The organism is Isoptericola aurantiacus (genome assembly GCF_044769875.1).
GTDB lineage: Bacteria > Actinomycetota > Actinomycetes > Actinomycetales > Cellulomonadaceae > Isoptericola > Isoptericola aurantiacus.
The window spans coordinates 287,938-306,769 of the sequence record NZ_JBJBAE010000003.1; the positions used below are offsets into that span (position 1 = coordinate 287,938).

General features: G+C 74.8%; 14 protein-coding genes. 12 read left to right on the forward strand and 2 right to left on the reverse strand.

Annotation, left to right across the window (positions count from 1 at the left end; translation table 11 throughout):
- Window positions 1-120: 120 nt before the first annotated feature.
- The 7 genes from ACIQLL_RS11245 to ACIQLL_RS11275 all read left to right on the forward strand — a co-directional run bounded on the left by ACIQLL_RS11245 (window position 121) and on the right by ACIQLL_RS11275 (window position 11,965).
- Entirely contained in the window at window positions 121-1,473 is a 1,353-nt protein-coding gene (locus tag ACIQLL_RS11245) for a sensor histidine kinase (protein WP_402466842.1), read from the forward strand.
- A complete protein-coding gene (locus ACIQLL_RS11250; protein ID WP_402466845.1) occupies window positions 1,470-2,159 on the forward strand; it encodes a response regulator in 690 nt (229 codons plus the stop codon). Before ACIQLL_RS11245 ends, ACIQLL_RS11250 begins: the two co-directional genes overlap by 4 nt.
- 46 nt (window positions 2,160-2,205) lie before the next feature.
- Window positions 2,206-2,862 carry a hypothetical protein gene (locus ACIQLL_RS11255; protein ID WP_402466847.1) on the forward strand — a complete coding sequence of 219 codons (657 nt, stop codon included), beginning with the start codon at window positions 2,206-2,208 and terminating at the stop codon, window positions 2,860-2,862.
- 8 nt (window positions 2,863-2,870) lie between these two features.
- A complete protein-coding gene (locus ACIQLL_RS11260; protein WP_402466849.1) occupies window positions 2,871-4,211 on the forward strand; it encodes a hypothetical protein in 1,341 nt (446 codons plus the stop codon).
- Window positions 4,212-4,330: 119 nt separating this feature from the next.
- Window positions 4,331-5,182, forward strand: a complete 852-nt coding sequence (locus ACIQLL_RS11265; protein ID WP_402466851.1) for an ABC transporter ATP-binding protein — start codon at window positions 4,331-4,333, stop codon at window positions 5,180-5,182.
- Window positions 5,182-7,800 (forward strand): ABC transporter permease, encoded by a 2,619-nt coding sequence (locus ACIQLL_RS11270; RefSeq protein ID WP_402466854.1) that lies wholly within the window; start codon window positions 5,182-5,184, stop codon window positions 7,798-7,800. The genes ACIQLL_RS11265 and ACIQLL_RS11270 overlap by 1 nt, the downstream gene beginning before the upstream one ends.
- A 154-nt stretch (window positions 7,801-7,954) precedes the next feature.
- Entirely contained in the window at window positions 7,955-11,965 is a 4,011-nt protein-coding gene (locus ACIQLL_RS11275; protein WP_402466856.1) for an FtsK/SpoIIIE domain-containing protein, read from the forward strand.
- A gap of 5 nt (window positions 11,966-11,970) precedes the next feature.
- Here ACIQLL_RS11275 and ACIQLL_RS11280 read toward each other — a convergent pair whose 3' ends face one another.
- Window positions 11,971-12,408 (reverse strand): hypothetical protein, encoded by a 438-nt coding sequence (locus tag ACIQLL_RS11280; RefSeq protein ID WP_402466858.1) that lies wholly within the window; start codon window positions 12,406-12,408, stop codon window positions 11,971-11,973.
- Window positions 12,409-12,627: 219 nt separating this feature from the next.
- Here ACIQLL_RS11280 and ACIQLL_RS11285 point away from each other — a divergent pair, with 219 nt between their 5' ends.
- On the forward strand, window positions 12,628-12,876 hold the full coding sequence (locus ACIQLL_RS11285; protein ID WP_068204216.1) for a WhiB family transcriptional regulator: 249 nt from the start codon (window positions 12,628-12,630) through the stop codon (window positions 12,874-12,876).
- Between the two features lie 102 nt (window positions 12,877-12,978).
- Here the strand turns inward: ACIQLL_RS11285 and ACIQLL_RS11290 are convergent, their stop codons facing one another.
- On the reverse strand, window positions 12,979-14,454 hold the full coding sequence (locus tag ACIQLL_RS11290; protein ID WP_402467439.1) for a sensor histidine kinase: 1,476 nt from the start codon (window positions 14,452-14,454) through the stop codon (window positions 12,979-12,981).
- A 64-nt stretch (window positions 14,455-14,518) separates the two neighbouring features.
- Here ACIQLL_RS11290 and ACIQLL_RS11295 point away from each other — a divergent pair, with 64 nt between their 5' ends.
- The 4 genes from ACIQLL_RS11295 to ACIQLL_RS11310 all read left to right on the forward strand — a co-directional run bounded on the left by ACIQLL_RS11295 (window position 14,519) and on the right by ACIQLL_RS11310 (window position 18,824).
- Window positions 14,519-15,019: a DUF2505 domain-containing protein gene (locus ACIQLL_RS11295; protein ID WP_402466861.1), complete on the forward strand. Its 501-nt coding sequence runs from the start codon at window positions 14,519-14,521 to the stop codon at window positions 15,017-15,019.
- Between the two features lie 256 nt (window positions 15,020-15,275).
- Window positions 15,276-16,610, forward strand: a complete 1,335-nt coding sequence (locus ACIQLL_RS11300) for an ABC transporter substrate-binding protein (protein WP_402466863.1) — start codon at window positions 15,276-15,278, stop codon at window positions 16,608-16,610.
- Window positions 16,611-16,746: 136 nt separating this feature from the next.
- On the forward strand, window positions 16,747-17,904 hold the full coding sequence (locus ACIQLL_RS11305) for a carbohydrate ABC transporter permease (protein ID WP_402466865.1): 1,158 nt from the start codon (window positions 16,747-16,749) through the stop codon (window positions 17,902-17,904).
- Window positions 17,901-18,824, forward strand: coding sequence for a carbohydrate ABC transporter permease (locus ACIQLL_RS11310; RefSeq protein WP_402466867.1), 924 nt, complete (start codon window positions 17,901-17,903; stop codon window positions 18,822-18,824). The genes ACIQLL_RS11305 and ACIQLL_RS11310 overlap by 4 nt, the downstream gene beginning before the upstream one ends.
- Window positions 18,825-18,832 lie beyond the last annotated feature (8 nt).

Below are 18,832 nucleotides of genomic sequence, written 5' to 3' on the forward strand. Positions count from 1 at the left end.
GCGGCATCATGCCTGGTGTCGGCACGTCGCGACACGACGTGGTCGTCACTCTGAGGTCGCATGTCACGTCCCCCTGGGGTGGGACGCGCGGGGACACCGGCGGTGCCTACGCTGGGCGGCATGGGCTGGTTCGCGCGCGTCACCGGGTGGTTCGAGCACCACCGGTTCACCGTGGACGCGCTCGGGGCCGCGTTGTTCGCCCTGTTCGTGGCCGCCACGAGCGCCGACGTCTTCCGGTACGTCACGGCGGGTCGCGGCGGCGCGATGCTCTGGGCGGTCGCCCTGGCGGCACCGCTGGCCTGGCGCCGGGTCCGTCCGGTGGCCTCGGCGGTCGCCGTGTACGCCGTGGCCCTCGCCCACCTGCTGGCCGGTTACCCCCTGCTGCTGCCCGCCGACCTGGCCGTCCTGGTCGCCCTGTACTCCGTGACGGTCCACGGGCCACGCTGGGCCCACCTCACCGCGATCGGGTCGACCGGCGCCGGATGCCTGCTCTTCACGGTGGTGTCGTCCGTGGGGCCGTACGGCGCCGGCAGCCTCGACACCGTCGTCGACCTGCTGCCCAGCGCGGTGCTCATGGGATCGATCGCCCTGGCCGTCTGGGCCTTCGGCCTGACGCGCCGCTACCGCCGCGTCACCGTGGACGCCCTGCGCGACCGCGCCGAACGGCTCGAGGTCGAACGTGACCAGCAGGCCCGCATCGCCACCGCGGCGGAGCGCGCCCGCATCGCCCGGGAGATGCACGACATCGTCGCCCACTCGCTGTCCATCGTGGTGGCCCAGGCGGACGGCGGACGGTACGCCGCCGCCGCCGACCCCGACGCCGCCGTCCGTTCGCTCGGCGTCATCTCCGAGACGGGTCGGGCCGCCCTGGCCGACATGCGTCGGCTGCTCGGCGTGCTGCGCGACGACGACTCCCCCGACGGCGCCCCGGGCGCGGACGGCGCGGCCACCACGGGCGGCGTCACCACGGGCGCCGCCGCCACCGCGCCGGCGCCCCGCGTGCCGCCGTCGTCCCCCGCCCCGCTCGCTCCGCAGCCCGACGACGCCGAGCTCGACGCGCTCGTCGCCCAGGCACGCGCGGCCGGCACCCGGGTGTCCCTCGTCCGCGTGGGCACGTCGCGCCGGCTGCCGCCAGGAGCCGGGGTCACGCTGCACCGGGTGACCCAGGAGGCGCTCACCAACGTGCGCAAGCACGCCGGGCCCGACCCGCGCGTGACGGTGGTGCTCCGCTGGGAACCGGAGTCCGTCACCGTGGAGGTCGCCGACGACGGCCGGGGCGCGGCCACCGAGGACACCGCCGCCGGTTACGGGCTGCTCGGCATGCGCGAACGCGCCGCGATGTTCGACGGCACGCTCACGGCCGGTCCGCGGCCCGGCGGCGGCTGGCGGGTACGGTTCACGATGCCCGTGCCCGCCGCGGCGCCGCCGGCCGGCCGGACCGGCGGTCCCGCACAGCCCCAGGAGACCGCATGACGGCGCATCCGCCGGACGCCGGGCCGGTGCGCGTCGCCCTGGTGGACGACCAGGAGCTGGTGCGCGCCGGGTTCCGCATGGTCATCGAGTCCCAGCCCGACCTGACCGTCGTCGTCGAGGCGTCCGACGGCGAGCAGGCGCTGCGCCTGCTCGCCGGCCGCGCCGTGGACGTCGTGCTCATGGACGTGCGCATGCCCACCATGGACGGACTGACCGCCACCGCGCGGCTCACCGCCACGGCGGACCACCCGCGCGTGGTCGTGCTGACCACGTTCGACCTCGACGAGTACGTGCTGGAGGCGATCCGGGCCGGAGCCTCCGGGTTCCTGCTCAAGGACGCCCCGCCCGAGGAGATGCTCGCCGCCGTGCGCACGGTGCACCGCGGGGACGCCGTCATCGCGCCGTCCTCCACCCGGCGGCTCCTGGAGCACCTGGTCACGGTGCTGCCCGACGCCGCGGCGGAGCCGCGCCGGGAGGCGCTCGCCGCGCTCACCGACCGCGAGCGCGAGGTGCTCGTGCTCATGGCGCGGGGACGGTCCAACTCCGAGATCGCCGCGGAGCTGTTCGTGGCCGAGGCGACCGTCAAGACGCACGTGGGGCGGGTGCTGGCCAAGCTCGGGGCCCGCGACCGCGTGCAGGCGGTGGTGGCCGCCTACGAGACGGGCCTGGTGCGACCGGGCTCCTGAGCCGCTGGGCTCCCGGACGGGCCGCCCGGCCCACTACCCTGGTGCGGTGCGCCCCGAGGTCTCCCTGTCCGTCGACGACGATCCGGACGTGGACCAGGCCGAGTCCCGGTGGGAGCAGCGCTTCGCCTGGCCCGTGATCGTGGCGGCGCTCGTGTCGGTCCCCGCGGTGTGGCTCACGCTGCTCGACGAGCCCTACGCCACCGTCGGGACCGTCGGCAGCCTGCTCACCGGCGCGGTCCTCCTGGGCGAGACGGTGGTGCTCTTCGTCGTCTCGCGGGACAAGCGCCGCTGGGTGCGCGAGCACCGGTGGCTGGTGCTGGTGACCCTGGCCATCGTCGTCTCGGCCGTCCTGGCGATCGGCCCGACGCAGCTCCTGCGGCTCGTCCGGGCCGTCGGCGCCCTGCGGCTGCTGCGCGCCCGGCACATCGTGCGGGCCGGGCGGCGGGTCATGGACCACTCCCGGATGGACCGGCGGTGGGAGCGGGTCGTCACGGGACTGGTGATCGCCGTCGTGGCGGGATTCGTCGCCGTCGTGCTGGCCGACCCGACCTCGCAGAGCCGCGTCCTGATCGCGGAGCTCGTGGGTGGCCCGGCCTCCGTCTGGGTCGTGGTGGTCGCCGGGCTGCTGTTGTCGGGCGCCGTGTTCGTGCTGGTCCGGGGACGTCTGGAGTCCCCCGACGACGACGGCGGGCGGACGCGGTGACGGCCTCGGTGCCCGCAGGGGTCGGTCCCTCCGAACCACGCCTCGTCGAGCCGGACGGCCCGTCCCTGGTGCTCCGGGCGGTCCGCCACGTCGTCGTCGGGCTCGCGTGGGGCGTCGCCGTGGCGCTGGGGGCCGCGCTGGTGCTCGGGGTCTTCGCCGAGGAGGCGTTGCCGGCGGGCGACCTCGCGGCTGACCTCGACCTGCTCGCCCGCACCTGGGCCGGTGTGACGCTCGCCGGCGCCGGCGGCGTCGCCGTCGTCTGGCCCCTGCTCGCCGCCCTGGAACGGTCGGTGCTGCTCCCCCGCCTGGAACGTGACCTGGCCGAGCGCCCCGCGGACGTCGCCCTCGCCTCGGCCGTGGCACGGCTCGCACCCGGCCCGACGGAGATCGTCGGCCGGCTCGTCGCGACTCTCGGCGTGTGCGCCGCCGGGGCGGGGATCGTCCTGGTGCTCGTGACGGTCGGCGGCGCCGACGCGACGACGCCACCCCTTCTCGGGTGCGCCGGCCTCGTGGGGCTGTGGCTCGCCGTACGGGCCCCGCTGCGCCGCGGCGCCGCCCGCTGGTCCGACCGGGTCAGCACGTTCCGTGCACAGCGCGGCCCGTCCGCGGATGCGGCGCAGGAGCTCGCGACGCGACGGCGGCACGCCGCACCCGCGAGCGACCTCCCCGCCGGGTGGCGCACCCGGTGGACACGGTGGCTGGGGGTCGCCCTCTGGATCGCCGTGCCGACGCAGATCGTGGCGGTGGTCCTGTGGTTCGTCCCGGTCGTCGTGCGCCGACCCTGCCGCCGCTGCGAGCCCCGCGGCTTCGGCGCGCTCGGCGAGGCGCGCATGGACGCCGCGAGCGTCTCCGTGACGGTCCTGCTCGTCGCGGCCACGGCCCTGCTCCTCACCGTCCTGGCCGCCCGCCTCGTCGAGCGCGCACGCCAGGAGCGGGTGGTCGCCCGGTGGGTGGCCGACGGCGCGCCACGCCGGCTGCCGGACGCCGTCGCCGCCGACCTGCTGGGCCGCCGGCGTGCCGCGGTGTCCGCCGCCCGGCTCCTCGCCGTGCTCGCCCCGGTCACGCTGGGCGTCCTGCTGGCGGCTCCGCAGGTCTCCGTGCCCATCGGGCTGCCCCGGCCCTGGACGGTGGCCGCACTGCCGGCCGCAGCACTCCTGCTCGCCCTCGCCGACGCGAGGAGGGGACGGCGTCGGCGGGCCGCGCTCCGCCGTGCGCTGTGCCTGGGTGACGACGCCGTGGACGGTGAGCACGACGACGCGGCTTCCGACGACGCGGCTCCCGACGACCCTGACCAGCAGACCGAGCAGCCCCCCGGGACGTCCCCGGGAGCGGGTCATACCTGGGGATGACCTGGACGGCGCCCAGGACCAGCCCCCGGGCCGACGACGCCGGGACGCGCGCTCCGTAACGTCGTGGCTGTCATCGAGCTCCCCGCCCGGGAGCCGCCAGCACCCACCGTGGAGACTCCGTGGACACCACCGTGTTCGTCCCGATCGACGACGGCGCCAGCGGCGCCCCCGAGGCACCGGCGGGCCACCGGCCCGGCGGTGAAGCCCTCCCCGCCGTCCGTGCCCGCTCGCTCACCAAGACCTACGGCAAGGGCGCGGCGCAGGTCCGGGCCCTGGACGGCGTCGACGTCGACTTCGCCGCCGGTCGCTTCACCGCGATCATGGGCCCGTCCGGCTCGGGCAAGTCCACCCTCATGCACCTGCTCGCCGGCCTGGACAGCGCCACGAGCGGGCAGGCGTTCCTCGGGTCGACGGACGTCACGGCGCTCGGCGACAAGGCGCTGACGCGGCTGCGGCGCGACCGGGTGGGCTTCGTGTTCCAGCAGTTCAACCTGCTGCCCATGTTCAGCGCGCGGGACAACATCACGCTGCCGCTGGACCTGGCGGGCGCGTCGGCCGACGCGGCGTGGCTCGACACCCTGGTGAGCACCCTGGGCCTGGAGCAGCGCCTGACCCACCGGCCGGGCGAGCTCTCCGGTGGTCAGCAGCAGCGCGTGGCCATCGCCCGCGCGCTCGTCGCCCAGCCCGAGGTCGTGTTCGCCGACGAGCCCACCGGCAACCTGGACTCCCGCTCCGGGGCAGAGGTGCTGGGCTTCCTGCGCCGCTCGGTGCGCGAGCTGGGCCGCACCATCATCATGGTCACGCACGACCCGACGGCCGCCGCCTACGCGGACCGCGTCGTGCTCCTGGCCGACGGCCGCATCGCCGGGGAGATCACCGACCCCACGCCCGAGGCCGTGCTGGCCGGGCTGGACGCGCTGCGGTCCCTCGAGGCCCCGGTGCCCGCGGGCGGCACCCAGGCGGGTGCCTGATGCTCCGGATCACCTGGGCGCAGATGCGCCGCAGCCTGGGACGGCTGTCCGCGGCGGGGCTCGCCGTGGTCATCGGCACCGCGTTCGTCGCCGCCACGCTGCTGGCGAGCGGTGTCATCACACGCACCACCTACGACTCCATCGCCGCCCGGTACGCGGACGCCGACCTGGTGGTCGGCGCGACCCAGGACGACCCGGTGCGGGACGTCGACGCGCTCGCGGCGGTGGACGGCGTCGCCGCCGTCGCCCCGATGTCCTCGACGTACGCCGAGATGTCCAGCGGCTCGCGGACCGTGTACCAGAACGTCGTCCCCACGGCGGACGACCGGCTGATGCCGCTGGAGGTCACCGACGGGACGATGCCGGCCGGCGACGACGAGATCGCCCTGCCGGCCCCCGTGGCCGACCGGCTCGGGGTCGGGCTCGGGGACACGGTCGACGTCCGCCGTGACGTCACGGCCGCGGACGGGTCCTGGGAGCAGGTCACCGAGCAGCCCACCGTGGTCGGGCTGCTGGACGACCCGTACGGGGCGTACTCGCAGACCGACGGCGCCGCCGTCGTCGACGCCGGGACGTTCGCCGCGTGGCAGGCGGCCGAGGTCGGGGACGATCCCGGGACGGTCGAGGTCGCCGTCGCGCTCGCCCCGGGCGCGGACGTGGCCGCCGTGCAGTCCGCGCTGGCCGCTCAGGTCGGCGGGACCACGAGCACCGAGGGCGCCCGCTGGGTGGTCCCCACGGACGAGCGGGCCGCGGAGGTCGCCGCCGACTTCACCGGCGGCCAGGACCTGATGTTCCTGATCTTCGTGCTGACCTTCGCGGCGATCGCGCTGGTGGTCGCGGGCCTGGTCATCGCCAACACCTTCCAGGTGCTCGTCGCCCAGCGCGCGCGGACGCTGGCGCTGCTGCGCTGCGTCGGGGCGGACAAGGCCCAGGTGGCGCGGGGCGTGCTGACCGAGGCCGCGATCCTCGGGCTGGTCGCGTCGGTGGCGGGGGTGGTGGTCGGCACCGTGCTCGGGCAGGGCGCCCTGTGGGTCGCCCAGGCGTTGGACGTGCCCGTCCCGCTGCCGGACACGGTCACGATCACCTGGCAGGTCGTCGTGGTCCCGGTCGCCGTGGGCACCCTCGTGACCGTCGGGGCGGCGCTCGTGCCGGCGCGGGTCGCCACCCGCGTCGCACCGCTGGCGGCGCTGCGTCCGTCGGACGTGCCGTCGGCGTCCCGCCGCGCGGGCACGGTCCGGCTGGTGCTCTCCCTCCTGGCCGCCGTGGTCGGTTTCGCCCTGCTGGGCGGCGGTGCCGCGCTGGGCACGGTGGGTGAGAACCCGACGGCCGGTCTGCTGGCCGGGGTGGCCGGCGGCGCCCTGTCGTTCGTCGGCGTGGCCGTCGGCGCGGTCTTCTGGTTGCCGAAGGTCGCGGCGGCGGCCGGGCGGCTGGTCGGTGCCTCGGGTCCGACGGCGCGGCTCGCCGCGGCGAACACGCTGCGGAACCCGCGGCGCACCGCCACCACCAGCACCGCCCTGCTCATCGGTGTCACGCTCGTGGCGATGATGTCCACGGGCGCGGCGAGCGCGCGGACGTCGCTGACGGCCGCGCTGGACGAGCAGTTCCCCGTGGACGTGCTGGTGTCCAGCACGGCGTGGGACGACGACGGCGCGGTCGCGTTGTCCGACGACCTGCGCACCCGGGTGGCCGGGACGGAGGGCGTGGCGGCGGTCGCGGACGTGACCGAGCTGACGCTGACGACGCCCGAGCTGGTGCTGTCCCCGGACGGGGACGTCGTGGCGGCCGAACCCGGCACGTCCGGGGACGCCTGGTCGGTGACGGTGTCGGCCGTCGACCCGCAGGCCGCACGGACGGTGCTCAACGCTCCGGACGTCGTGGCGGGGCTGGCACCGGGGACGGTGCTGCTGAGCTCCTACGAGGCCGAGAACCTCGGGCTCGCCGACGGCGACGCGCTGGCGCTGGCGGGCCCCGACGGGACCGGGACGTTCACCGTCGCGGTCGGCGCGCCCGGTGCGGCCACGACCTACCTCGCGGCCGCGGACCTGGCGGCGCTGGACACGGATCCGGCGGTGACCGGCATGTACCTGTCCCTGGCGGACCCGACGGACGCCGTCGCCTCGGTCGGGACGATCCAGGACGTCGTCGCGGACTCCGGCGAGGCCGCCCAGGTGATGGGCGTGGCCGTGGAGCGTGCCGCGTTCGACCGCGTGATCGACACCCTGCTCGGCATCGTCGTCGGGCTGCTGGCGGTGGCGGTGGTGATCGCGCTGATCGGGGTGGCGAACACGCTGTCGCTGTCGGTGATCGAGCGGCGCAAGGAGTCGGCCACGCTGCGGGCGATCGGGCTGTCCAAGGCCCAGCTGCGCGGGATGCTGGCGATCGAGGGGCTGCTCATCGCCGGGGTCGGCGCGGTCCTCGGCATCGCGCTGGGGCTGGTGTACGGCTGGGCGGGGTCGGCGGCCGCGCTGGGGATCATGGGCGACGTCACGCTCGCGGTCCCGTGGCGGGACGTCGCGCTGGTGCTGCTGGTGGCGCTGGTGGCGGGACTGGTCGCCTCGGTGGCCCCGGCGCGGACCGCGCTGAAGGCCTCCCCGGTGGAGGCGCTCGCGACCGAGTAGCCGGCGCTCACCCCCTGCCGCGAGATCGACGGACCCGTTCCGAGATCGACGTACCGTGCGTCGATCTCGGTCCGGGTGCGTCGATCTCGCGGTTGTGCACAGGGCTGTGGACAGCACCTGCGGGTGGGGGCACGACGGCGGCACCCTGGTGCGCATGCCCGTCCGTCTCACCCTGCACCCCGACGAGGACGTCGAGCTGCCCGCCGGCGCTCGCCTCGGCGACCTGCGCGCCGCGCTGGCCGAGCTGGCCCGTCGGCCCGAGCTGCTGCACTGCGGTCTCACGGCGGACGGCGCCCCGGTGGGCGACGACGCCCGGGTCGGGCTGCGGCCGCTGCTGCCGGGAGCGGTCCTGCGCACGGTGCGGCCCACCAGCGGTCCCGCAGGTGCGGCACCGGACGTCGCGGCGCTGCGCAGCCGCCGGTTCGTCGCGGCCGCGACCGGCCCCGCCGCCGGCGAGCCGTCACCGCTCGTCCCGGGAGCCCCCCTCCGCCTCGGCCCCGCGGCCGATGCCGTGACCGTCCGGGTCGACGCCCGTGACCGGGTCCGGGTGCGCCGCTCCCCCGCCGTCTCGGCGTCCCGCGGGACACCGCGCGGCCGGACCCCGGTGCTCGTGCGCCCCGCCGACGGGGCGGCCGGCCGGCCGCGAGCGCGCCGACGTCGCCTCGGTCTCCTGCCGCGACGGTGGCACGTCGGCACGCTGCTGGACGTCGCCGGGACGCGATACGCGCTGCATGCCTCCGGCGACGTCGCTGCCTGGCTCGCGGCCGAGACCGCCGACCCCCCGGCCGCGCCGGCTCCCGGGCCGGCCGTGCTGGCCACCGGGCTGGTACCCGTGATCGGTTCCGTGGCGCTGGCCGTCGCGTTCCGCCAACCGCTGTACGCCCTGTTCTCGGTGGTGGCCGTCGTCGCGCTGATCCCCCAGGTGCTGGCCGCGCGCCGACGACGCCGGGCCGGCAGCGAGCCGGCGGCCGGTACCGCCGTCCCGCCCGCCGGCACCGACCCCGCGCGGACGGCGCTGCGCGTCGTGGCCGCCCACCAGGCCTCGGACGGCGCGTGGCGACGGTCGCTGGAGGTGCGCGCCGCACGCTCGGCGGCACGTGGGGCGGACAGCGGTCCGGCGACCCGTCCCCGCGACCTGCTCCCCGACGGCGCACTCGCCGTGCGCGGCGCCGCCGACCCGGTCCGCGCCGCAGCGCGCGCCGTCGTCGTCGATCTCGCCGCGGCGGGGGCGAGGGTCGCCGTGGCCGGGACCCGACGGGACGCCTGGACCTGGGCCCGGTGGTCGGCCGAGGCACCGGCCGCGGGCAGCCGCGACCCGGACCCCGTCGTCCTGGTGGTCGACGGCCCGGACGCGGACTCGCGCGCCGCGGCGGACGCCGCCGCCCGGCGGGGCGACGTCGTCGTGCTGTGCCTGCCGGACGCCGGACCCGGTGCACCGGAACCCGCGGCGCCCGCCTGGTGCCGGGCCGTGCTGCGCCTGCTCCCGGACGGGCGGGCCCTGCGCACGGCTCCCGACGGGACCGACACGCTGGTGGCTCCCACGGGCGTGACGGAGGCGTGGGCGGAGCGGACGGCACGCCGGCTGGCGGGCCTGCGCGGTCTGTCCCGGTGCCTCGGCGACCTCGAGGAGGCGGAGCGCCGGGGTCCGGGGCTCGCCGCCCCGTCCGGCACCGACGCCACCGACCCGACCGACCCCCGCCTGCCGGCGACCGTGCCCCTGGCGGGACTCGTCCCGGCCGACGACCCGGGCCGTCGGTGGGCCGCCGCGACCGGGTGGGCGGTGCCGCTCGGCCGGGACGCCGCCGGGGAGCCGGTCACCGTCGACCTGGTCGCCGACGGTCCGCACCTGCTCGTCGCGGGCACCACGGGTGCCGGGAAGTCGGAGCTGCTGCAGTCGCTCGTCCTCGGGCTGGCGCTGACCCGTTCGCCCGCGGACCTCGCCCTCGCCCTCGTCGACTTCAAGGGCGGGGCGTCCTTCGGCCGGTGCGCCGACCTGCCGCACGTGGTCGGGCAGGTCACCGACCTCGAGGCCGGTCTGGCCGGCCGTGCCCTGGCCGGTCTGCGCGCCGAGCTCCGCCGTCGCGAGCGCGTGCTGGCCGAGCACCGTGCGGCGGCGCTCGACGACGCCCCGCCCGGCACGCTGCCCCGCCTGGTGGTCGTCATCGACGAGTTCCGCGCCCTGGCGGACGACCTGCCCGAGTTCCTGCCCGGGCTGCTGCGCGTCGCCGCGCAGGGTCGGTCGCTGGGTGTGCACCTGGTGCTGGCCACGCAGCGTCCGGCCGGTGCCGTGAGCACGGACGTGCGCGCCAACGTCTCGACCCGCATCGCGCTGCGCGTCGTGGACACCGCGGACTCCCACGACGTCGTGGAGACCGCCGCGGCCGCACGCATCCCCGTGGACCGCCCGGGACGGGCCGTCCTGCGGGTCGGCGCGGCGCCCCCGGTGGTGCTGCAGTGCGCGCACGCGGGCGCTGCTCCCGACGGCGGCGAGTCCGTCGTGCGGCGCGTGCCGCACGGGCACCGGCCGGGCACGGACGCCACGAGCGACCGAGACGTCCACGGCAGGGGCGAGCTCGACGGCGGCACAGGTCGGGAGGGTCCGGGCCCGACGCCGGCCGGGCCCTCCCGGGGTCCGGTGCCGGCCGACCCGGTGGCCGCGACCGTGGCGGCGGTGCGGCGTGCCGCCGCACGGATCGGGCATCACCGTGGTCCGGCGCCGTGGCTCGACCCGCTGCCCGAGCGGGTCACCGGCGAGACCCTGCCGTCCGACGTCGTGCCGACGGGGCACGTGGGCGGGATCCCGCTGGCCCTGGCCGAGGACCCGGACCACCAGCGCAGGTCCCTGGTGCACTGGCGGCCCGAGGCCGGGCACCTGGCGGTGCTCGGCCGGACCCGCTCGGGGCGCACGACGGCCCTCGAACAGCTCGCGACGGCGGCGCTGGACCAGGGCCGGCACGTGCACGCGCTCGTCCCGGCGTCGGCGGCACCGCGGTTCGCCCGGCTGGCGGACCACCCGTGCTTCGGCACGCTCGCGGGGCCGGAGGACCCACGGCGGGCTCGGCGTCTGCTGCACCTGCTCACACGGGGGCACGCCGGCCGAGCGCCGACGCTCGTCGTCGTCGACGGGGTGGCCGAGCTGCGTGCCGCGCTCGCGGGCGCCGAACCGTGGGACCCGCTGACGACCGCGCTCGCCGACGCCCCCGCAGCGTTCGCCGTGACCTCGGACTCCGCCTCCGTGGGTGGCCTCGCCGCACGGACGGGACCACGGCTGATCCTCCTCAGCACCGACCAGCACGCCGACGTGATGCTCGGCGCACCGTCCGCCCTGGCGGGCCGGGGCGGCCCGCCGGGACGAGGCGCGTGGCTGTGCTCGGACGAGCCACCGACCTGCCAGGTGCTGCTGCCCGGCGACCCGGTGACCGACCGGCCGGGGCTCGCACCGGACGTCGCGCCCGTCGTCGTGCGGCCGCTGCCGGACCGGGTGCTCCGGGTCGACGTCGAGGCCGAGGAGCTCGAGAGCAGCCGGGCCGGGACCGGGATCGTCATCGGTGTCGGGGGCGACGGCGCGGACCCGGTCCGCCTGGAGGTGGCCGGCGGCGCGCTGGTGGCCGGACCCCGCGGGTCGGGCCGGACCACCCTCCTGCGCGCGATCGCCCGGGGGGCCGCGCAGCGAGGTGTCCTGGCGGCCGTCCTCGCGCGCGACCCCGACCTGCGGTCCGACGCCGGGACCGCCGCGGCCGGCACCCACGCCCCGTCCGCGGTGCGCGCACTGGTCGAGGAGCTGGTGCGACGGCACACCTGCGGGTCCTCGGGCACGGAGGGAGCCGGGGTCGAGGGCCGTCCCGTCGTGGTGGTGGACGATCTGGACGCCCTGGCCCAGTCGTGCCCGGTCGAGGTCGACCGGCTCGGGTCCCTCGGGACGGACGGCGCGGTGTCCCTGGTCGCCGCCTGCACCGTGCAGTCGGCGCTGATGGCCCACCGAGGGCCGCTGGCCGAGCTGCGGGGTCTGCGCACCGGCGTCGTCCTGGCGGCCGGCGAACGCGGCGCCGACGACGTCTTCGGCGTACCGCTGAGCGAGGTGGCCGAGCCCGGACCGCCACGACCGGGTCGCGGTGCGCTCGTGCAGGTGGGACGGGCCGTACCGGTGCAGACGGTGGCGGTGTGAGGCCGTCAGCCGACGGTGTGCTCGACGACCCGCCGTGTCATGAGCCCGACGAGGACGCTCGCGGCGAGCAGCAGCAGGGCGAGCCCGCCGAGGACCGCCACGGGCGTCCCGGCGGTGAGCAGCGCGATGCCGACCAGCGCCTGGAACAGCTGCCAGCCGGCGACCGGCGCGCGTCCACCACGGCGCCCGCGCCACAGGGCGCGCCCGCACAGCACGAGCAGCACGGCCAGGCCGACGAAGAAGAACACGACGAAGAGACTGAGTCCCAGGCTCTGCGCCTGCCCGCGCAGCAGGCCGACGACCACGGCACCGGCGAAGGCCGTCAGCGCGACGCCCTCCAGCCCGACGGCGGCGAGGACGGCCACGAGCACCGCCGGGGGCTTGTCGACGCGGCGCGGGGAATCGCCGCCCGACGCCGGGTCGACGTCGTGCGCACCAGCCATGTCACGCAGGATACGTCCCACCAGCATCTTTGTGCAGTGTGATGAAACCCTCAGGGTTCACGCCGCAGAAATCTGTCGGTAACCCCTTGTGCGCGGCTTCACGAGGTGTGAGTCTTGATCTCAGATTCCGAACCCCCCTGGACGAACCGGACCCGGAAGGGCTGCCGCTGGCGCGCCCGCGCGCCTGGCTCCGCCGGGCCCACTACTGAGGAGATGACCATGGACTGGCGTCACAAGGCTGCCTGCCTCGACGAGGACCCCGAGCTCTTCTTCCCCATCGGCAACACCGGCCCCGCGCTGATGCAGATCGAGGAGGCCAAGGCGGTGTGCCGTCGTTGCGACGTGGTCGACACCTGCCTGAAGTGGGCGATGGAGTCCGGTCAGGACGCCGGCGTGTGGGGCGGCATGAGCGAGGACGAGCGTCGCGCGCTCAAGCGCCGTACCGCCCGGGCCCGCCGCGCCGGCTGACGCACCCGCCGCGCGACCCGTCGAGAACGCTCCCCCGCTCCTGCCGAGCGGGGGAGCGTTCTCGCGTCCGCAGCCGGACGTCGGACGGAAGCGCCCGCGCCGTCAGCGGTGGTCGACGTCGCGCAGCTCCACGTCGACGATCACCTCGGTGCCGCCGCCCTCCCGCGGTCGCCAGTCGATGGTGCCCCGCAGCTCGTTGACGACCAGCGTCTTGACGATCTGCGAGCCCAGCCCGCTGCGTGAGGCGCGCCCGAGCTCGTCGATGCCGTCCTGCATCCCGACGCCGTCGTCCGCGACGACGACCTGCAGCGCCTTGCCCTCACGCTCCACGTCGATGGAGACCGTGCCGGACTCGCGCCCGGGGAACCCGTGCTCGACGGCGTTGGTCACCAGCTCGGTGAGGACCAGTGCGAGCGGGGTCGCGTCCTGGGCCGGCACCATCCCGAACGAACCGCTCTGCCGGGTGCCGACCTTGGTCCGGGTGGACGCGACGTCGGCGGCGAGCCGCAGCGCCCTCTTGAGCATGTCGTCCAGCTCGACGTGCTCGTCGATGGTCTGCGACAGCGACTCGTGCACCAACGAGATCGTCGCGACGCGGCGCATCGCCTCCTCGAGGGCGGCACGGGCCTCGGGAACCTCCATCCGCCGCGCCTGCAGGCGCAGCAGCGCGGCGACGGTGGCGAGGTTGTTCTTCACCCGGTGGTGGATCTCCCGGATGGTCGCGTCCTTGGTCATGAGCTCGCGCTCACGGCGCCTCAGCTCGGACACGTCGCGGCACAGCAGCACCGCACCGATCCGCTGGCCGTGGTCGGTCAGCGGCAGCGCCCGCAGGGAGAGCGCGACGCGTCCCGCCTCGATGTCGGTGCGCCAGGGAGCCCGTCCCATGACGACCAGCGGCAGCGACTCGTCGACGGCGTCCTGCTGCTCGGCGATGCCTGCCGTCACCTCGACGAGCGACTGGCCCACCAGCGGCCCGATGACCCCGAGACGGTGGAAGCACGACAGGGCGTTGGGGCTGGCGTAGAGCACCTCGCCCTCGGAGTTGAGGCGGATGAGGCCGTCGCCGACGCGGGGGGCGCCGCGCCGGGGCCCGGTCGCGGCGTTCGGCGAGGGGTACTCGCCGCGGGCGATCATCGCCAGCAGGTCGTCGGCCGACTCGACGTAGTTGAGCTCGAGGCGGCTCGGCGTGCGGCCCGAGCCGAGGTTCGTCTGGCGCGCGACGACGGCGATCGCCCGCCCGTCGTGCACGACGGGCACGGCCTCCTCCCGGACGGCGTAGGCACCGAACCATCGCGGCTCGCGGGACCGCTGCGCCCGCATCTCGGCCATGGCCGCGGCGAGCTGGCCCAGCTGCCCCTCGGGCGCCAGCGAACCGACGACGTCGTCGTAGTGGACGGTGGCCCCGGTGCTGGGCCGGCACTGGGCGACGGCGACGAACCGGCCGTCGCTGGTCGGCAGCCAGAGCACGAGGTCGGCGAACGCGAGGTCGGAGACGATCTGCCAGTCCCCGACCAGCAGATGGAGCCACTCGACGTCCCCGCCCGGGATGTCGGCGTGCTCGGCGATCAGATCACTCATGGCGGACACGCCCACCAGCCTACGGGCGCTCCTGCCGACGGGGCGCCACTTGTAGGGTGAGGGCGTGCACCTGACGGTGGAGCTGACCTATCCGGCCGACGTGGCCGCCGTCGCCGCCATGCTCGGCGACGTGGAGTTCGTGCGCTGGAAGGTCTCCCGCGCCGGGGCGGGCCCCGCCGCCCGCGTGGACGTCTCGGGCGATCCGGAGTCCGGTTTCACCGTCTCGCTGCGACGCACCCTGCCCACGGACGTCATCCCGGCACAGCTACGACCCTTCGTGGGCGACCGCCTGGAGGTGCGCCAGGCCGAGGCGTGGGAGCCCGCTCGTGCCGGTCGCCACGTCGGGACCGTCGCGGTCGAGATCACCGGCGCGTCGGTGCGCCTGACGGGTTCGCTCCTGCTGGAGGCCCTGCCCGACGGCGGTACCCGGCACGTGTACGACGGTGAGCTGCGGGCGTCGGTGCCCTTGTTCGCCGCCGCGATCGAGGAGGCCGCGGCGGGTGCGGTGCGGCACGCGCTGGAGGCCGAGGAGCGCGCCGCCCGGGACTGGCTCGCACGCACCTGACTCTCACGAAGCGCTTCGATCTTGATCTCATCTTGATAACGGGAGCGCTCCCACAACCCCTCTCACCTGCACCGTTACCAGATCGCAACGTCACCGTCCCGTATCGACGTCGATTGACGCTTGACGCGGCACCCCTCGCGACGGAAGCATCATGGTCGGTCGTGGAAGCGCTACCATGTCGTGACCATGTCGTCACGGCCGGGCAGCTCTCCCTGAACGTCCTACCTATTTGTTCGAACCAGACAAGGGAGTCACCGTGCTCAGCAGCACCCGCCCCCGCCGGACTCGTCGCCTCGCCGCGGCATCCGCCGGCATCGCGTCCCTCGCTCTCGTCCTCGGCGCCTGCTCCGGCGGCGACGAGCCCGCGGACGACGAGGCCACCGACGACGGTGGGTCGACCGACGAGGAGATCACCCTCACGGTCGCCACCTTCAACAACTTCGGCTACACCGACGAGCTCCTCGACGAGTACATGACGGAGCACCCCAACGTCACGATCGAGCACGTGACGGCGGCCGAGTCGGCCGACGCCCGCACCAACCTGACCACCAAGCTCGCCGCCGGCGGCGAGGGTCTGGCCGACATCGAGGCCATCGAGGTCGACTGGCTGCCCGAGCTCATGCAGTACCCGGACCTGTTCACCGAGCTGCCGGCCGTCGACGGCCGCTGGGTCGACTGGAAGGTCGCGCAGGCCACCACGACCGACGGCAAGCTCATCGGCTACGGCACCGACATCGGCCCCGAGGCCATCTGCTACCGCTCCGACCTGCTCGAGGCGGCCGGTCTGCCCTCGGAGCGCGACAAGGTCGCCGAGTGGCTCGGCGGCGACGACGCCACCTGGGAGAGCTACTTCGACGCGGGCAAGGAGTACGTCGACGCCACCGGCAACGCGTGGTACGACGGCGCCGTGGCCACGTTCCAGGGCATGATCAACCAGGTCGACGCCGCCTACGAGGACCCGTCCACGGGTGAGCCGAAGGACCTGGCCACCAACACCGAGGTCAAGGACCTGTACGACCAGGTCGTGACCGCCTCGGTCGACGACAAGCTGTCGGCCGGCCTCGAGCAGTGGGGCGACGACTGGTCCGCGGGCTTCCAGAACGACGCCTTCGCCACCATGCTCTGCCCGGCCTGGATGACCGGTCCGATCGAGCAGAACGCCGGTGACGTCGAGGGTTGGGACATCGCCGACGTCTTCCCCGGTGGCGGCGGCAACTGGGGCGGCTCGTTCCTCACCGTCCCGGCCTCCGGCCCGAACACCGAGGCGGCCACCGAGCTCGCCGACTGGCTGACCTCTCCCGACGTCCAGACCCAGGCCTTCGAGGAGGCCGGCACCTTCCCCTCGCAGGTCGAGGCGCAGGAGTCCGAGGCCGTCCAGACGTTCACGAACGCCTTCATGAACGACGCCCCCGCCGGTCAGATCTTCTCGACCCGCGCCCAGGCGATCGACGGTGCTCCGTTCAAGGGCAAGAACTACTTCGCCATCCACACCGAGGTCCAGAACGCGCTCAACCGCGTCGACCTCACCGGTGAGGACCCGGAGAAGTCGTGGGAGACCGCCGTCTCCGACGCCCAGAACGTCATTCAGTGACGTCAGCTCTCCGGACGTGAGGCCTCGGCCGCACGCACCCTGAGAGCCACCGTGTCGGGCCGGTCGCCTTCCCGGCGGCCGGCCCGACACGTGCCCACAGCACCGCATCACGCCAGAGACGTACAGGAAGCAGCTCATGGCCCTCATGTCCCCCACGAAGCCCGCGCACGCGCGCGGCGGCTCGGACCGCCCCCCGCGGCGGCTCGGGTTCTCCCAACGGCTCGGCCGGCTGGACGTCAAGCTCTCGCCGTACCTGTACATCTCCCCCTTCTTCATCCTCTTCGCCGTCGTCGGGCTCTTCCCGCTCGTCTACACGGCCGTGGTGTCCCTGTACGACTGGAACCTCCTCGGGGGCCAGGGCGACTTCGTCGGCATGCAGAACTACGTCGACGTCCTGGGCCAGCCGCTGTTCTGGAAGTCGGTCGTCAACACCTTCTCGATCTTCCTGTTCTCCTCCGTGCCGCAGGTGATCATGGCGATCACGATCGCCGCGCTGCTGGACCAGAACCTGCGCTCGGCCACCTTCTGGCGCATGGGCGTGCTCGTGCCGTTCGTCGTCGCCCCCGTGGCGATCTCGATGATCTTCGGCCGCCTCTACGCCGACCAGTACGGGTTCATCAACGACCTGCTCGGCCTGGTGGGCATCGACCCGATCGCCTGGCACGGGGACCGCATCGCCAGCCACTTCGCGATCGCGTCGATGGTCAACTACCGCTGGACCGGGTACAACACCCTGATCTTCCTGGCCGCGATGCAGGCCGTGCCCCGCGAGCTCTACGAGGCCGCCGTGATCGACGGCGCGGGCCGCGTCCGCCAGTTCTTCTCCGTCACGGTCCCCCAGATCCGGGCGACCGTCATCTTCGTGGTCATCACCTCGACCGTCGGCGGCATGCAGATCTTCGACGAGGTCCGCATGTACGACGCCCAGGGCCTCGGCGGGCCCGACCGCGACTGGATGACCACCGTGGTGTACCTGTACGACGTGGCGTGGGGCAACCAGAAGAGCTTCGGCCGCGCCGCCGCCGTCGCCTGGTTGCTGTTCCTCATCATCGTCGCCGTCGGCATGATCAACTTCCTCATGACCCAGCGGATCGCCACCGGCGGGCAGAGGACGCCCAAGGTGAGCCGTCGGCACACCAGGAGGCTGCTGGCCGAGGCACGCGCCGCCGCCGCTCCGGGTGCCGGTCCGACGACGGCTCCGGGTGGTGCCGCCGGCCCGCCGGGAACTCCGCCGCCACCGCCCTCGATCCCGCCCAGCCAGCCGTCCACGAACTCCGGGGAGGACGTCCGATGAGCTCCGTCGCCGTCACCGCCCAGACCGCGGGCACCGGTGCCGCCCGCGCCGCGGCCAAGCGCCGCTCCCGAGGCACGTCGCCCGCCGGGGGTTCGCTCCGGCGGGCCGGATGGGTCACGTACCTGCTGCTCGGGATCGTCCTGCTGATCTCGATGTTCCCGCTGTACTACACGCTGCTGCTGGGCTCCTCGGACCCCGTCGCGATCGCGAAGGACGCCGTCCCGCAGTGGCTGCCCGACTTCAGCCTCTTCACGCAGTTCCAGACGGTCATCTCCGACAGCAACATCAACTTCTGGAAGGCGTTGTGGAACTCGACGCTGATCGGCGTGATCTCGTCGGCGTCGGTCGTGTTCTTCTCCACGCTCGCGGGCTACTCGTTCGCCAAGCTCAACTTCCGCGGTCGCGGTCCCCTGCTGGTCTTCGTCATCGCGACCATGGCCGTGCCGGTGCAGCTGGGCATCATCCCCCTGTACATCCTCATGAGCGAGATCGGCTGGTACGGCAAGGTCCAGGCCGTCATCATCCCCGGCATGGTCACGGCGTTCGGCGTGTTCTGGATGACGCAGTACCTCTCCGAGGCGCTGCCCTACGAGCTCATCGAGGCGGCCCGGGTGGACGGGGCGTCCATGATCCGCACCTTCTGGTCGGTCGCGCTGCCGGCCGCGCTGCCGGCGGCCGCGATGCTCGGTCTGTTCCAGTTCGTCCAGCAGTGGACCAACTTCTTCTGGCCGTCGATCATCCTCACCAACGAGAACCCGACGCTCCCGCTGGTCGTGAGGTCGCTGCAGGCGAACTACTTCGTCGACTACTCGTTGGTGATGGGCGGCGTGTTCCTCGTCACCCTCCCGCTGCTGGTGCTCTTCTTCTTCGTCGGCCGCCAGCTCGTCGCCGGCATCATGGCCGGCGCCGTGAAGGGCTGAACCAACCG